This is a genomic window from Pseudoalteromonas sp. ABE4_541 (assembly GCF_056312285.1).
Genome location: NZ_JBSVEM010000001.1, coordinates 195,906 through 210,846, shown reverse-complemented (window position 1 = coordinate 210,846; position 14,941 = coordinate 195,906). Strand labels below are relative to the sequence as shown.

Sequence of the window (14,941 nt, the reverse complement as noted above, 5' to 3'; positions counted from 1 at the left end):
TTAAATTGTCATTGCCGACTAAGATTTAGATTTAGTAAATCCTGGTAAACTTGCCAATTGGGCACCTAAATATGACTGTGTTGATTGCATTTGAGCTAACAACACATCCAACCCTGCATATTTTTTCCGAAGTCCTTGTTCAAATGACTCCATCCGGTACTGAAAACTATCTACATCATCTTCTAGATCATCTAATTGACCATTTAAATTTGTTTCTCGCTGCTTAACAATGCCACCTGAATCAATATAGTTACCAAGCAAAGTTTCTAAATCTTTGGCTACACCATTATCTCCTGCAAAAGCCTTGCCAATATCATCAAAATTACTATCCATTGCTTCATTTAGACTACGAACCAATGACGACTTTTTCAAATATCCATCGTTATCGACAGTTAAACCGATATCAAATATCGACCCAAATGGACCAGCCCCTGTTAAAGGTTTTCCTAAAGTATTAATTAACTGGTCTTTTAGACCTCGTATTGACGCATCACCATTTAATGGCTTGCCAATGCGAGTTTGAAAACCAATATTGCCGATTAAGTTATTATAAGACTCAACTAACTGATCAACTAATTTAGTAACTGACTCTCTATCATACTCAACACTCAGTTTGGCTTTTTCTGGGCTGCCCGTACCATCATCTTCACTTTTCTTTAACGCTTTAATTGTCATATCTTGAACAGCATCTTTAAACGTATTTGTGCTGCTGTTTACTGTTAAACCGTCAACCGTGATAATTGCATCTTGGGCCGCTTGTGTTTCAGTCATTCCAGCAGTACCACCTGCAAATGGTGAAGTACTCACTGCATCTAATTCAGCCGTGTCAGAAGTGACCGTTAGCCCATTACCGTTACCAGTGACATTTGAAGTGAGGACTAACTTTGAGCCGACGCCTGGAACACCTGTGTTCACGATATTTGCTGTTACACCAAAGTTAGTTTCTGAACTATTGATAGCATCACGCAACTCTGCAAGCGTAGCGCCCGCATTAAGGGCCACGCTAAAATTATTGCCTGCTCCCGCGTCAAATGTGAGGGTACCGCCAGAAGCCGTTACAACATCGGTTGTCGCGTTAAACGCACCATCGGTAGAGTTTAATCTACTGCCCATAGCTAGCTGCGTCACTGCAATATCAAATGTCCCGACGGAAATATCGCTAGTCGGTGTAACACTTATAATGTCTCCCGATGTAGGCTGAGTGATGTTTGCAACACGCTTACCGAAGTTATCTGGATCAGCGAGTTTTTCAATGGTATCTTTAAGTTTAGATATTGCAGATTTAATCTCTCCAATCGCTGACAACTCAACCTTTAACAAATCCTGCTTTTTCTGAAAAGCTTGAAGCTTAGGTGCACTTTCGGCTTGTACTGACGCCTGAATGATACTTTCAAGGTCTAAACCAGAACCGATACCCGCTTGAGTGACTAATGGCATGAGTTACCTCCAAACTTACTGCAATCTAAGCCGTTTCATTAAATAAAAAGCCCTTGTTAGCTAATTTATCGGCAAACTCGTCCAAAGCTTTAGCTACTTCACGGAACTCTTCTGATGGGATTTCTCGAATAACTTCATCATTCCCGCGGTCGATAACACGGATAAATGGCGGGTTACCTGTCTCATCAAATTCAAAAGATAAATTAGTTGAAGTGATTGGTAGCACTTCATTCAATTTATCTAGATTTTTCTGTACATCGTCAAATAATGCCTGACGCTCTTGCGCTAAATTTTGCGATGACTCTTCTTGCTGCTGCAGTTTAGTGGACGCAGCCGATTGTTCTATCGGACGCTGAAAGTCAACAGCACTGCTATCTTTATCTTTTGAAAATGTAGGAGTCAAAAAACCGACATTACTTTTTAAAATATCAAAATCGCTCATAGCAGACCTCCAGATATTACCTTAAATATAGCATACGTTAAACTCAGATGCTTAATACCTAAGTTTAACGTAATGCGTGTTCACTTTAACCTAATAGTGATAAAGCTACTTGAGGACGCTGGTTAGCCTGACTCAAAATCGAACTACTTGCTTGCTGCAATATCTGCATTTTAGTCAAGTTTGCAGTTTCTGTTGCAAAGTCGGTATCCTTAATACGTGATTTAGCAGCAGCTAAATTCTCAGATACGTTTGACTGATTACGAATTGTAGATTGGAAACGGTTTTGTACCGCACCAAGCTCTGCACGCTTTTTATCAACTACCGCAATGAGTGCATCCATACCAGCCATTACTTTTTGTGCATTTGACTGACTTGAAACACTGATAGAAGTCGCCTGGAATGTCCCTGCATATGTGAACGATGTACCTACAACTGAACTGCTACCTACTGAACTCAATTCAGTTAGCGATGCCAATGAAGTACCTGCAGTACCGGTTACCGAACTTGCTACGGTTGCAATACCTGATAGGGTAAAGCCACCATTATCAGCCAGCGCAGTATCACCACCCACTTCCTGCATACTAAATCCGATGGTTTGAACAGCATCAGCACCTACTTGGAAGCTTGCTTTATAAGAACCATCTAATAAATTTTGACCACCAAACGTCGTATCTTCTGCAATACGGTTTACTTCTGAAGATAACGAACGAATTTCTTCTTGAATCGCTAGACGGTCTTCATCTGTATTCGAACCGTTAGATGCTTGTTGTGCTAACGTACGAATACGCTGGAACATCGAAGTTACTTCGTCCAAAGCACCTTCAGCAGTTTGTGAAAGTGAAATGCCGTCATTTGCATTTCGTGAGCCCTGATCTAGCCCGTTTACTTGGCTAGTCAAACGGTTCGCAATTTGCAGACCTGCTGCATCATCTTTAGCACTATTAATTCTAAAGCCTGAAGATAACCGCTGGAAGGAAGTATCTAAAGAATTAGCAGAATTATTCAGTTGCCTTTGTGCGTTCAGTGAACTCACATTGGTGTTTACATATATAGCCATAATAGCCTCCGCTTCATTGTTGGATTGGTATGTAACGGGATACCCCTACCCTGTTACACCCAAATTAGAGTCCTAAATTTGTAGTTCTCTGACTCATGTATCGACTCATGAAGCGAAAGCTTTAGCTTTATTTATGTTTTTTTTTAAATATTTGTCAACTTACCCTTGTAATAAACTCAGTGCAGCTTGAGGTCTTTGATTTGCTTGACCTAATATAGTCTGGCTAGCTTGCTGCAAAATTTGATTTTTAGTGAGTTTTGCGGTTTCAAGTGCAAAGTCTGCGTCTTTAATTCGAGATTTTGCAGCCGATAGATTTTCAGAAATGTTGGCTTGGTTACGTATCGTTGACTGAAAACGGTTTTGCACCGCACCCAACTCGGCACGTTTTTTATCAACTACCGCAATGAGTGCATCCATACCCGCCATAACCATTTGTGCACCTGATTGAGAAGATACACTAATTGAAGTCGCTTGGAAAACGCCAGCATAAGTAAAGGCCGTTCCCACAATAGTACTACTTCCTACAGAGCTTAAATCAGTCAGCGAGGCCAAAGACGTTCCCGCAGTTCCCGTTACAGAACTTGCCACGGTAGCAATGCCGGATAAAGTAAAGCCTCCATTATCAGCTAGCGCAGTGTCACCACCCACTTCTCTCATACTGAAACCAATGGTTTGAACTGCATCCGCACCTACTTGGAAACTCGCTTTGTAGCTGCCATTAAGTAGGTTTTGTCCACCAAACGTAGTATCAGTAGCAACTCGGTTTACCTCAGCAGATAGCTGACGAATCTCTTCTTGAAGTGCCAAACGGTCTTCATCGGTATTAGAACCATTGGCCGCTTGTTGTGAAAGTGTGCGTATGCGTTGAAACATGTTAGTTATTTCTTCCATCGCACCTTCTGCTGTTTGTGCTAACGAAATTCCATCATTCGCATTACGGTTACCTTGATCCAAGCCATTTATCTGAGACTGCAAACGGTCAGAAATTTGCAAACCGGCTGCATCATCTGCAGCACTGTTAATGCGCATACCTGAAGACAATCGTTTGAAAGACGTATCTAACTCATTTCCTGAATTCGTTAATTGACGCTGAGCGTTTAAAGCGCTTACGTTAGTATTTACAAATAAAGCCATAACAATTTCTCTCTATTTCAAGTTAAAGCCAAACTTTCCAGCTTTAAATTACTCAATACAAAGTGGCTATTTTTGTCGCCATGTTTTTTGCGACGGGGCAAAAAATTGCCACTTGCACCATGTTTAGTTTTCTTGATAAAGGTAAATGCAAAAGGTGGGCCAATTTAATATTCAAACGAAATAGATAGCTTGGAATACAAAAAAAGGGCCTTTCGGCCCTTTGTAATTTGAAATTTGAGAGTAAGTGTCAATAAACCAGCATATACATTGGCACGGTCTATGCTAGAAAATATGTGTTCATTGAATCGATGAACGCTATTGGATTGTAAGCTCCTCCGCTTTATCATCCAACTTGGTGTCCGTGCTAAATACCCCATCAAGTACGGACACCGCTTTTCCTGTCATTATCCTAGAAGACTTAAAGCAGCCTGAGGACGTTGGTTAGCCTGACTTAAGATAGTTTGGCTTGCCTGTTGAAGGATCTGCATTTTAGTTAAGTTTGCAGTTTCTGTTGCAAAGTCGGTATCCTTGATACGTGATTTTGCTGCCTGTAAATTCTCAGATACGTTTGACTGATTACGAATTGTAGATTGGAAACGGTTTTGTACCGCACCAAGCTCTGCACGCTTTTTATCAACTACCGCAATGAGTGCATCCATACCAGCCATTACTTTTTGTGCATTTGACTGACTTGAAACACTGATAGAAGTCGCCTGGAATGTCCCTGCATATGTGAACGATGTACCTACAACTGAACTGCTACCTACTGAACTCAATTCAGTTAGCGATGCCAATGAAGTACCTGCAGTACCGGTTACCGAACTTGCTACGGTTGCAATACCTGATAGAGTAAAGCCACCATTATCAGCCAGCGCAGTATCACCACCCACTTCCTGCATACTAAATCCGATGGTTTGAACAGCATCAGCACCTACTTGGAAGCTTGCTTTATAAGAACCATCTAATAAATTTTGACCACCAAACGTCGTATCTTCTGCAATACGGTTTACTTCTGAAGATAACGAACGAATTTCTTCTTGAATCGCTAGACGGTCTTCATCTGTATTCGAACCATTCGCTGCTTGTTGTGCTAACGTACGAATACGCTGGAACATCGATGTTACTTCATCCATTGCACCCTCAGCGGTCTGCGCAAGAGAAATACCATCGTTTGCGTTACGGTTACCTTGGTTTAAACCATTTACCTGCGAAGTCAAACGGTCTGCGATTTGTAGACCAGCCGCATCGTCAGCTGCGCTGTTGATACGAAAACCAGAAGATAAACGCTTGAATGATGTATCAAGTGAAATACCTGAGTTGTTTAATTGTCTTTGTGCGTTCAACGAACTTACGTTAGTATTTACATAAAGTGCCATGATAGTTCTCCCAATGTAAACTTTGTGTTTACTCTCAAACTTAAAACTTTAAGCCTTCGAAAAGTTTTTTATTCTCCAGCTTGGTTACTTAAGTTATCGGGCGGCAAAAAAAATCCTTTAGTATTTTTTTTTAAAAAATAGCAACCATTTGTTTTAAAATAGAAAATATTAAATAAAGTGCAATCTCAAGCAATTTCTGCCAAGCATAGTTATTTTTTATGGGCGAGAGTTTTTTAATAATTAAAACAATAAGTAGCAATAGAAAGCTATAGAAACTGATGTAAACAAGAAAATGCTGCCATAATTTTGGCAGCAAACAATTATCTGATGTAGTCCAGTAAAGATAAGTTAGATAAGCGGCCAAAAGTAGCTTGGGAGGCCTGTAGTGCAGTTTCATGCTTGGTAAGTTCAGTGATAGCCTCAGCCATATCCAGCTCAACAAGATTTGCTTTAGCCTGCTTATTATTGATATCTAAGTCTGAATTTGCCGACTCAACACGCTTGGTCGTATTGAGTCGGCCGCCTAAAACAGACTGAGTTTGAGACACCAGATTCTTCGCATTATCTAAACCGACATTTGCATCTGCTAGCGCTTGCTTAAAATCATTTTCATTCAAATTAGGGTTATTGAGCGTTGTCACTAACTCATCTAATGTATTAAGAACGTTTTGCTTTGTTGGTGTTTCCAAATCAAAGTCAATACTTGCTGGCGCACCTGTAAAAGTGATATCCATACCATTCACACTGACTTTATTACCTTGGTAAGTACCCGATTGAATGGTTGTGCCAGCGACTTGTAAATCATAAGTTGTTGCTGAAGTGAAATTGATGGTGACCGTGTTTGCATTCGCTGGCGCAGTTGGGTCAGCGTTGTAATTCGCTTTGTGAAAGTTATCAAAAGCACCTTGCTGTTGCACATACACATTACTCGTCGCTGGCACAATAGTTGTACTATCAACATTTAGACGTTTGCTGGCTTTTTCAAAAACACTAAAACCATTATCGCTCGATTTGATACTGATGCCTTCTGCCACTTTAATGCTGTGTTGGCCTTGGTCACCCTGATACACATATTTTCCAGTCGCACCATCATACACAAATGCTTGTTTATTATCTTGATAACCAGCAAATATGTATCCACCATCCTCGGACTTTGAGTTCATCAGTTCAAAAATAGATTCTTTGAGTGAGCTTATTTCTGCTGATAGCCCCTCTCTGTCTATATCATCAAGCGCACCGTTACCCGCTTGGATTGTTAAAACCTGCGCCTTGGCAATTGATCCTTTAATATTCTCGAGCACACTTTCTTCAATTTCTAAACGACTACTTAGCATCGAAGAGCTTTTAGCATACTGCTCGTTAGACTGGATTTTATCCGTGTATAACATAGAATTGGCAATCGCTGACGGATCATCCGAAGCTGTCAGTACGCGCTTTTGGGTATTAACTTGTTGCTGAGCTCGGTTAACTTCTTCTTGATTACTCAAAATGGAATTTAGGTTATTTCTAAACATTAAATTGTTTGATAATCGCATAACTGTTACCTCGCCGCGCTCAATAAGGTGTCAAATATGGTACGTGCAGCCGATATAATCTGCGCGGAAGCAGAGTAGGACTGTTGAAAACGTAACAAGTTGGCTGCTTCTTCATCTAAGTTTACACCTGAAATAGATTCAAACCATGTTTCAGATTGCGTTGCTAATGCATCAAAAGCAGCTCCATTGGTTTTGGCTTGATTCGCAATCACCCCTACTTCCGTCACTAAACCCGCGTATGATTCGTTAAACGTTTGTAAGTTATCTGCACTGGCTACAACGCCTTGACGCACTAGCTCATCGGACTTTAGCTGGCTAAGTGCTAAACCATTGCGGTTGTCATCAAAACCACCTGTATTAACTTTAATGGTGAAAACATCTCCCGTTGCTGGCTGCCCTTCAATATTGAAATCAAAGCCGTAAGCGTTATACGGTGCACCGGCCGCATTTAAGAAACTGTTTGCAGGAGGTGTAATCGTCACTAAATTTGTGCCACTGCCATCCACAATTTGATATTGGTTTGCTACTGCCGTTTTAGTGATCGTAATATCACCTTGCGCCAATGCAATTGGGGGGCCTGCATTAATATTGCTGGTGTTATTTACAACACCGGCTGAAATAGCTGCAGTACTTGTATTATTAGCACTCACCTCTGTTCGAATTGGAGATGCTAAAGCCAAATGTTCGGGTCTTTGTGTAGCAAGATCCAATGACCCTGCGGCACTGGAGTTAAGTTTTACGACAAAACGGTCTCCCGCAGCGGCCGCTCCCGTCACTGTCATATCTAACCCAAATGATTCACCAGATGTAATGGTTCCAGAGTTAATAGCACCGGCGGTGACATTCGCCGTGGAAGGAGTACCTATAACATTGCCTTCGCTGTCGATTGCTGAAATTTCAACCGTCGTTGCCGTTAAAAATGTTACCTGGAAATCAGTGGCCGGCAACGAGCTACCTAACCCAGCTTCTAATGTCGCATTGACGACACCAGTACCAGTATTACTTTGAAACGCATAGCCCTGCACAGTTGGGATACTAAAAATAGCGCCACCTAAATTACCGTCAAGATCCATACCTAATGCATTTTGCTGGTTAAACGCATCTGCAATGGCGATGCCTATCTGCCCTAGCCGATTTTGTGCAGGCTGTAGAATATCGTCACGAAAAGCCATCAATCCACCAATTTTTCCTTTTAGTGAGCCCAAATCAACATCTAAAGCAACAGCACTACCACTGCGAACATCTAATTTTAAATCTTTAACGTTCGGATCTGGATCGCCATCCAACGCAAATGCATTAAATGTCCCATTTTCCATAACTAAGGCTTGACCACTACCAAGAAATACCAGCTTTTCTCCATTTGAACCGTCGAGTGTTTCAATATCAACTAACTCTGACAAATCCCGAATTGCTTGGTCTCGTTCATTTAAAACCGATAGTGCCACTGTGTGGTCATCGCTCGTATAGGTTGATGCTACTTTATCATTTAACTGGCTGATTTTTTCAATTAGGTTATTGGCTTCATCGGTATAGAGGCTGAGTTGCTCATTAACAACGCTTTTCTGATCAAAGACAATGTTTGATAGCCGATGCATCTGCTCAACTAAACCTTGTGCAGAGTTCATAAATAGTGAACGCGATACGGTTGACGCTGGTTGGTTCATTGCCTCTTGTAAACTATTAAACATGGTATTAATGCTAGTACTCAGGCTATTTGACTCTTCAGCAAAGAGCGTATCAATACGAGAAGACTCTGTTACAAACTGATCATAGTAAGCTTTATTTGAGATATCACGATTCAGTTGTTTTACTGCAAATTCATTGATCAGGCGAACAGTTTCAGAGCGGCCCACCATATTGCCCACGGTCGTCGCATGCTCTGTGCGCTCGCGTATATAACCCTTAGTGTTTAAATTGGATATGTTTCTACTGGTCGTTTGCAGAAGCTCCGAGCTTGCACGAACACCACTCGTACCAATTTGCATAAGATCATAAGACATCTTAATTTACTCCTTGACGAATTAGCGACGTGAGCATCTGCTTAAACTCGCCACGCTGTAGCACGTTTTTAATTTTATCGGCATAATTTGGATCTGTTGCATAGCCTGCTTGCTGTAATGCCTCTAAATATTCACTTGGCTGCTTCACTTTTTGCAGCGCCTCTTCATAGCGGGGATTACTTTGCAAAAACTCAACATAGTCATTGATACTGTCCTTAATTGAGTCATATGCTCTAAAACTCGCTTGCTTTTTAATGGGTAGACCTTGTTCAAACTCCAATGTCAACTTCTTGGCACTCTCACCCTGCCATGCTTTATCTGATTTAATATTGAACAAGTTATAACTGCTCGAACCATCAGGCTTCGAGATAACATGTTTACCCCAACCTGTTTCTAATGCGGCTTGCGCCACCATCACAGCTGGATTAAGTCCAATTTTGCCAGCGGCTTCTTTAGCGTGCTCCCAAATGGATTCAACAAAAGCCGCAGGATCATCAAAAAACCCCTTCTGCTCTTCACGCTTTGAGTCGCTTGCCTGAGTTGCCTTTGCCTCATCCGGCTGAGCAGCAGGCGCTTGACCACTGGCAATCTTGTCACTGACTAAATTGGCATTTGTGCGGATCACTGAAGCTGGCGTGTACCCGTCTGAATTTGGTGACAATTGCTGTACAATTAAATCCGCTAAGCCCAACCCCCCTTTTCCAGCAAGCTCCACAGATAGTTGTTGGTCGTGCATTTCTTCAAAGAACTTGACGCTACTGGAGTTAAACGGACTATCTTTATCTTCCATTGCTTCATTGGCTTTGCGCATACTTTTGAGCAGCATTTGCGTAAAGATCGATTCAAACTGCTGCGCCGCTTTTTTCAAAGCTTCATTTGACGCTTTTTGATCAGTGCCGCTTTTCAAGGCATCTTGACGTAAGGTATTTAGATCCCCTAAATCAAAAAAGTTCTGTTTGTCTAACGGATTAGTATTCATCAGTTCAACGACACGTTAAAAATTCATAGCATTATCAATGCAAAAAATGAGCCAAAAAAAAGCCCCGACTAATCAGGGCTAACTTATTGATTAAAAATAACTCTTCATATGACGACTAATTGACCATTGATTGCACCCGCTTCTTTTAGCGCCTCTAAAATCGCCATTAAATCGCCAGGCGCGGCACCCACTTGATTAATCGCTCTAACCAAATCATCTAAACTCACACCTGGGTCAAATACAAACGCTCGTGAGTCATCCGTATTTACGTCAATGATACTTTGCTGCGTTACTGTCGTTTCACCTTCACCTAAAGGTTGAGGCTGAGAGACATTTTGCTGTTCAGCAATAGTAACGGTTAAGCCACCATGTGTGATCGCAGCAGGCTGTAGCTTCACATTTTTACCAATGACAATGGTACCAGTGCGTGAATTCACAATAATTTTAGCGGTGGTATCGGCTGGCTTAAATTCTAAATTCTCTAGTGTAGAAAGATAAGCGACACGTTGTGAGGGATCTCTGGGTGCAATAACCCGCACAGACGCAGCATCCATAGGTTTTGCGCTGTTTGGTCCAACCAGCTCATTAATTGTATCCGCCAATCGTTTAGCCGTTGTAAAGTCAGGACTGTTCAAGTTAAAAGTGATATGGTCACCTTGTGTAAATGGGCTTTTTACCGCTCGCTCAACAATCGCACCATTGGGTACTCTGCCCACCGTCGGGGTATTAATAACCACTCGACTACCATCCATACCCTCAGCACCTAAACCACCTACAATCAAACTCCCTTGCGCAATCGCATATACATTACCATCAACCCCCTTCATAAAGGTTTGCAGCAAAGTACCGCCACGTAGACTACCTGCACTACCGATTGAGGAAACCGTAATGTCAATCTTCTGGCCCGGTTTAACGAAAGGTGGCAAATCTGCATGAACTGCAACTGCAGCGACATTTTTAATTTTGGGCTTTAAACTAGACGGCATAGTAATACCGAAGCTGCTTAACATCGCTTTAAAACTTTGCTCGGTAAAGCGGCTTTGTTCGCCAGTTCCAGGTAAACCGACCACTAAGCCGTAGCCCACCAGCTGGTTTGAGCGAACACCTTCCACCATACTCACATCTTTTATACGCTCTGCGTTTGCACTTGCGGACAATACACAGCAGACCAATACACTAAGTAATACGAACAATCTCATTGTCTTAACCCTTTAAAATGGTAACAACGTACTTAAGAAGAATTTAGCTAACCAGCCAGGACTCTGCGTTTCTTGATGCTGGCCTTTACCTGAGTATTGGATACGCGCGTTAGCAATGCGGTTTGATTCAACCGTATTATCCGCTTTCACATCCGAGGCTCTCACCAAGCCTTCTAGTCGAATAAACTCTTCACCCGTATTCAGTGTCAACCATTTTTCACCACGGATAACCAAATTACCATTGGGTAGCACGCGCATGACGTTAACAGATATGTTACCGAACAAGCTGTTTGATTGATTCGCTTGGCTATCACCTTTGAAAGAGGATTCTGATTCCAAACCAAATTGAATACTTTCTTTACCAATATTAATCGCTGAACCACCCAAGCCCGTGATTGGATTGAGCGACGCTTCGGTCTCTTTATCAGTCTGGTTATTTGCAGCCTTTGACGCTGCGGTTGTTTCACGCAGGATGACGGTAATAATATCCCCGGTTCTTAATGCCTTTTTATCCGAATATAAATCATTAGCTCGGTACTCACTAAATAATGATCCGGTTGCGACAACAGGCTCCGCTTCTTGCTCGGGGTACATGGGCGCATAGTATGGATCATCGCGCACCACATCACTATTTTGCGTTGACACACATCCTGCAAGTAAAGTGGTTACTAAAATGGCTAAGCTCAAATCACGCATACTGCCCCCTAAATCTTATAATTGCTGATTAATATAACTAAGCATTTCATCCACGGATGAAATTACTTTCGAGTTCATCTCGTAAACCCGTTGAGTTTCAATGAGATTGACCAACTCTTCGGTCACATTCACGTTCGAGGTTTCAAGCGCACCTTGGACAATAAGACCAAGACCGTCAACGCTCGGATTACCTTGCACCGGTGCACCGCTTACTGCCGTTTCTGTGTATAAGTTTTGACCCATCGGCTCCAAGCCCGCAGGATTAATAAAGTCGCTGATCACTAACTGACCGATCACGACATTCTCTGCTTGCCCTGCAACTGCAACTGATACTTCACCATCTTGAGAAATCGTAATGGACTTGGCATCATCTGGCACATTCATCTGCGGTTGCAGTGGGAAGCCGGCACCTGAGGTAACAACACGACCAGTTTCATCCGTCGTAAACTGACCATTTCGAGTGTAAGCCGTTGTGCCATCGGGCATTTGAATTTCGAAAAAACCAGGGCCTTGGATCATCCAATCCAGCGTATTTTCAGTACTAAGCATATTGCCTTGAGAAAAGTTTTTCTGGTTGGCAACCACTTTCGCACCGGCACCTAACATCAAGCCCGAGGGGAGTTCGGTGTCTTGCGACGAACGGCCGCCTGGTTGATTGATATTCTGATAAAGTAAATCTTCAAAAATAGCGCGACTCTTTTTATACCCGACGGTACTCGCGTTTGCTAAGTTGTTAGAAATAACCGCAATATCTGTTTGTTGCGCATCTAAGCCCGTTTTACTGATCCACAATGCTGGGTTCATAACAATTACCTCACTCGGTTAGACGATACGCAGCAAAGATACATGACGTTCGTCTATCTCTTCTGCGGTCTTCATTAATTTCATTTGCATTTCAAATTGACGCTGGTGGTTAATCAAATCCACCATCTCATGTACGGGGTTCACATTAGAGCGTTCTAATGTACCGCTCATAACACGAGCCGTTGGGGAGATTTCACAAAACCCACAAAGGCCATCAACCAATGCATCTTCTTTTGGACGAAACAGGCCATCATTGCCTTTTTCAAGCTGGCTGTTGTCTGCGTCAATAATTTTTAATCGGTCGACAACTTCCATAAAGTTAGCAGGTGCGCCTTGTGGGCGAACTTGGATAGAGCCATCATCACTAAATACCACTTTATCTACTGGGATAGGCAATATAATCGGCCCCCCCTCGCCAATAAGTTGACGCCCATGGCTGGTGATCAAAGCGCCGTCCGAACGAATGTTTAAATTACCCACCTTGGTGTACGCTTCATTGCCACTTTCGTCCATAACACTGATCCAAGATTCTTGAGATACTGAAATATCTAAATCTCTCGCAGTCTCCATAATTGGCCCGGAGGTCAAATTAGTCCCAGGACGTTCCTGCATAGCAAACACGCGAGTCGGTAAACCTTCACCAAATGCCTGCATTGAACGCGCTTGGGCAAAATCGGCTTTAAAACCGACGGTATTTGAGTTGGCTAAGTTATTAGCTTTAATAGCAACGCCACGCAAATTTTGTTTTGCGCCAGACATTGCAACATAGAGCATTTTATCCATAACACTAACCTTACTAATAAATTCATCTAATCAATAAAAGCAATAATAGTGCCAACAAATAAATGACGCTGTTCAAGTGAGGAAAGGCATATAAAAAAGGCCGCATGATGCGGCCTTGGAAGCAAATATCTAATTATCGGATCTGTAGGATATTTTGTTGCAATGTTGAGTTTACTTCCAGCGCTCGAGAGTTTGCTTGGAAATTACGCTGAGCACTGATCAAATCTACAAGTTCATTGGTCAAGTTAACATTCGACTGCTCAAGCGATGAAGAGTTAATGCTACCTAATGTACCTGAGCCCGGCTCACCCGCAATTGGCTCGCCCGATGTTAAACTCTTCTTCCATGCAGTATTACCCACTGGTGATAAACCTTGCGAATTGGAAAAACGCACCATCGCTACTTGGCCCAAGTAAGTTGAATCACCGTTACTATATGCCGCGATGATTTTACCATCAGAACCAATGTCAATACTTGATAGACGGCCAACCGTTGCACCATCCTGTTCAAGCGCTTTGACTTCAAAACGGCTGGCATATTGAGTCGGCAATTTGTTGGTGGTGTTTGCTTCATCACGCCAGTTCATAGTGATATTATTCGGGAACGTAGCACCGTTGGTCAGTAACCCTGATAAGCCATTAGGCGGCGCTGATGGACCAGTAATTGTTAATGGATCAAACGTTGTGCCCGTATTATTAACTGTCGCAGCAGGCGGTATCGTTGTTGTCGCTGGTAGACCGCTTGCGTCAAAACCAAAAGTCGTTAGCGGCGCGTATGGTGCGGTGTTTGCTGCACCTGTATTAGTAAACGGTTGACTGTCTAGTGTGCCATAAACATCCCACGTATTTGCCGCTGATTTTCTAAAAAATAACTGGACGACATGAGGTTCACCTAACGAGTCATATACTGTTGTCGAAGTAGATGAGTTATAGGATGCCGATTGTGTTGGATCAAACGGAATTGAGGGTACTTGCTCACGAGAGTCAACATTAAACGAGTTGTAAATTGTTGATGTAGCGCGCGGTGAACCCGAAGCATCAGGGATTTGTAACGCGGTTGAAGTACTCAAACTTACTGAAGTTGTATCTCCTGTAGAGGGGTCTACAGGGAAACCTTGCAAGAAGTTACCTTGCGCATCGACGATAAAATTGTCTTTGTTCAGCTTAAAAGCACCTGCACGGGTATAGGTATAATCTTGTGAGCCAAACTCTTCACTCATTGCAAAATAGCCATCACCCGTAATCGCTAAATCTAGCGAGTTTTGCGTGAACTTCAAAGACCCTTGGTGAAATTGTTGCGCCACCATCGTCGTTTGCGTACCATCGCCGGCTTTCGTTTTACTGGAACTAAAAACAGATGCCGCGTAAACGTCAGCGAACTCAGCACGTGACTCTTTAAAACCTGTTGTATTCACGTTTGCAATGTTATTTGCCGTTACATCTAGGTCTTTTTGAGCTGCCGCCAAACCTGTTAATGCTATATTGAAACTCATACTCTCA

The 14,941-nt window shown here is 42.4% G+C and carries 13 protein-coding genes; all 13 read right to left on the bottom strand.

Annotated features, from left to right (window positions below; all coding sequences use genetic code 11):
- Positions 1–18 precede the first annotated feature (18 nt).
- Complete coding sequence (fliD, locus tag ACW689_RS01010; RefSeq protein WP_476287687.1) at positions 19–1,437, bottom strand: flagellar filament capping protein FliD; 1,419 nt, start codon at positions 1,435–1,437, stop codon at positions 19–21.
- A gap of 25 nt (positions 1,438–1,462) precedes the next feature.
- Positions 1,463–1,879, bottom strand: a complete 417-nt coding sequence (locus ACW689_RS01005) for a flagellar protein FlaG (protein WP_476287685.1) — start codon at positions 1,877–1,879, stop codon at positions 1,463–1,465.
- Positions 1,880–1,964: 85 nt separating this feature from the next.
- Positions 1,965–2,936: a flagellin N-terminal helical domain-containing protein gene (locus ACW689_RS01000; RefSeq protein WP_476287683.1), complete on the bottom strand. Its 972-nt coding sequence runs from the start codon at positions 2,934–2,936 to the stop codon at positions 1,965–1,967.
- Positions 2,937–3,095: 159 nt separating this feature from the next.
- Positions 3,096–4,070, bottom strand: a complete 975-nt coding sequence (locus ACW689_RS00995; RefSeq protein WP_476287681.1) for a flagellin N-terminal helical domain-containing protein — start codon at positions 4,068–4,070, stop codon at positions 3,096–3,098.
- Positions 4,071–4,474: 404 nt separating this feature from the next.
- The gene (locus tag ACW689_RS00990; RefSeq protein WP_476287679.1) at positions 4,475–5,446 is read right to left on the bottom strand and encodes a flagellin N-terminal helical domain-containing protein; all 972 of its coding nucleotides are present in this window, start codon (positions 5,444–5,446) and stop codon (positions 4,475–4,477) included.
- 320 nt (positions 5,447–5,766) lie between these two features.
- The gene (gene flgL / locus ACW689_RS00985) at positions 5,767–6,981 is read right to left on the bottom strand and encodes a flagellar hook-associated protein FlgL (RefSeq protein ID WP_476287677.1); all 1,215 of its coding nucleotides are present in this window, start codon (positions 6,979–6,981) and stop codon (positions 5,767–5,769) included.
- Positions 6,982–6,986: 5 nt separating this feature from the next.
- A complete protein-coding gene (gene flgK / locus ACW689_RS00980) occupies positions 6,987–8,981 on the bottom strand; it encodes a flagellar hook-associated protein FlgK (protein WP_476287675.1) in 1,995 nt (664 codons plus the stop codon).
- Between the two features lies 1 nt (position 8,982).
- Positions 8,983–9,960, bottom strand: coding sequence for a flagellar assembly peptidoglycan hydrolase FlgJ (gene flgJ / locus ACW689_RS00975; RefSeq protein ID WP_476287673.1), 978 nt, complete (start codon positions 9,958–9,960; stop codon positions 8,983–8,985).
- Positions 9,961–10,064: 104 nt separating this feature from the next.
- On the bottom strand, positions 10,065–11,159 hold the full coding sequence (locus tag ACW689_RS00970; RefSeq protein WP_476287671.1) for a flagellar basal body P-ring protein FlgI: 1,095 nt from the start codon (positions 11,157–11,159) through the stop codon (positions 10,065–10,067).
- Positions 11,160–11,171: 12 nt separating this feature from the next.
- Entirely contained in the window at positions 11,172–11,855 is a 684-nt protein-coding gene (gene flgH, locus ACW689_RS00965; protein WP_476287669.1) for a flagellar basal body L-ring protein FlgH, read from the bottom strand.
- A 15-nt stretch (positions 11,856–11,870) separates the two neighbouring features.
- Positions 11,871–12,659, bottom strand: coding sequence for a flagellar basal-body rod protein FlgG (flgG, locus tag ACW689_RS00960; protein ID WP_476287667.1), 789 nt, complete (start codon positions 12,657–12,659; stop codon positions 11,871–11,873).
- 18 nt (positions 12,660–12,677) lie between these two features.
- Positions 12,678–13,442: a flagellar basal body rod protein FlgF gene (locus ACW689_RS00955; RefSeq protein WP_476287665.1), complete on the bottom strand. Its 765-nt coding sequence runs from the start codon at positions 13,440–13,442 to the stop codon at positions 12,678–12,680.
- Between the two features lie 133 nt (positions 13,443–13,575).
- Positions 13,576–14,934 (bottom strand): flagellar hook protein FlgE, encoded by a 1,359-nt coding sequence (flgE, locus tag ACW689_RS00950; RefSeq protein WP_476287663.1) that lies wholly within the window; start codon positions 14,932–14,934, stop codon positions 13,576–13,578.
- Positions 14,935–14,941: the final 7 nt, after the last annotated feature.